Annotated in this window: 9 tRNA genes and 1 rRNA gene; all 10 read left to right on the top strand. The window is 47.5% G+C overall.

What is annotated here, in order from left to right:
* Positions 1–7 precede the first annotated feature (7 nt).
* The 10 genes from rrf to D1B32_RS23480 all read left to right on the top strand — a co-directional run bounded on the left by rrf (position 8) and on the right by D1B32_RS23480 (position 943).
* Positions 8–123 (top strand): 5S ribosomal RNA (rrf, locus tag D1B32_RS23525).
* Positions 124–134: 11 nt separating this feature from the next.
* Positions 135–210: transfer RNA gene (locus tag D1B32_RS23520), tRNA-Val, on the top strand.
* Positions 211–213: 3 nt separating this feature from the next.
* Positions 214–289: transfer RNA gene (locus D1B32_RS23515), tRNA-Thr, on the top strand.
* A gap of 49 nt (positions 290–338) precedes the next feature.
* Positions 339–414: transfer RNA gene (locus tag D1B32_RS23510), tRNA-Lys, on the top strand.
* 3 nt (positions 415–417) lie between these two features.
* Positions 418–502, top strand: a tRNA-Leu gene (locus D1B32_RS23505).
* A 22-nt stretch (positions 503–524) separates the two neighbouring features.
* Positions 525–599: transfer RNA gene (locus D1B32_RS23500), tRNA-Gly, on the top strand.
* 7 nt (positions 600–606) lie between these two features.
* Positions 607–695, top strand: a tRNA-Leu gene (locus D1B32_RS23495).
* A gap of 3 nt (positions 696–698) precedes the next feature.
* Positions 699–775: transfer RNA gene (locus tag D1B32_RS23490), tRNA-Arg, on the top strand.
* 3 nt (positions 776–778) lie between these two features.
* A tRNA-Pro gene (locus tag D1B32_RS23485) sits at positions 779–855 on the top strand.
* A gap of 12 nt (positions 856–867) precedes the next feature.
* A tRNA-Ala gene (locus tag D1B32_RS23480) sits at positions 868–943 on the top strand.
* The last annotated feature ends 240 nt before the right edge of the window (positions 944–1183 follow it).

Here is a 1183-nt window from a genome sequence, read left to right as displayed (position 1 = left end):
AGGATTGTCTGGTAGCAATAGCGAAGAGGCCACACCTGTTCCCATGCCGAACACAGAAGTTAAGCTCTTCAGCGCCGATGGTAGTTGGGGCTTTGCCCCTGCAAGAGTAGGACGTCGCCAGGCAGATATAAATCGGAGGATTAGCTCAGCTGGGAGAGCACCTGCCTTACAAGCAGGGGGTCGCAGGTTCGAGCCCTGCATCCTCCACCATTTGCCGGCCTAGCTCAATTGGTAGAGCAACTGACTTGTAATCAGTAGGTTGGGGGTTCAAGTCCTCTGGCCGGCACCACTTTTCACAAGTGAATAATAATTATCAATAATATGTAATATATATTTTTGAGCCATTAGCTCAGTCGGTAGAGCATTTGACTTTTAATCAAAGGGTCGAAGGTTCGAATCCTTCATGGCTCACCATTTGCGGGTGTGGCGGAATTGGCAGACGCGCTAGACTTAGGATCTAGTGTCTTCGGACGTGGGGGTTCAAGTCCCTTCACCCGCACCATTTAATTTAAACATTGCCAAGCGCGGAAGTAGTTCAGTGGTAGAACACCACCTTGCCAAGGTGGGGGTCGCGGGTTCGAATCCCGTCTTCCGCTCCAAACCCTTGCCGGGGTGGCGGAACTGGCAGACGCACAGGACTTAAAATCCTGCGGTAGGTGACTACCGTACCGGTTCGATTCCGGTCCTCGGCACCATATGCGCCCGTAGCTCAATTGGATAGAGCGTTTGACTACGGATCAAGAGGTTAGGGGTTCGACTCCTCTCGGGCGCGCCATAACGGGAAGTAGCTCAGCTTGGTAGAGCACTTGGTTTGGGACCAAGGGGTCGCAGGTTCGAATCCTGTCTTCCCGACCATTTTATTTATACGGGGCCTTAGCTCAGCTGGGAGAGCGCCTGCCTTGCACGCAGGAGGTCAGCGGTTCGATCCCGCTAGGCTCCACCAATTTAAAAGTTTGATTTTTACTACAAAACAATCTTTTAAAAACTTTTAAAAGATTGTTGACAATATAGTGATATATATGATATATTAGTAAAGTCGCTTTTAAAAAAGACAATAAATTTGCTCTTTGAAAACTGAACAAAACAACCAGTATGTCAAGAAAAAGGAAACTCGTTTTTCTTTTTAAAACAAGTAGAAGTCAGCTTCTACAAAAGCTAAGTATTACAAACTTTTATGGAGAGT

Origin of the sequence: Oceanobacillus profundus, assembly GCF_003515705.1 — a bacterium.
Lineage (GTDB): Bacteria > Bacillota > Bacilli > Bacillales > Amphibacillaceae > Oceanobacillus > Oceanobacillus profundus.
The sequence above is the reverse complement of the archived record's forward strand: the minus strand, read 5'-3'. Positions and strand labels throughout refer to the sequence as shown.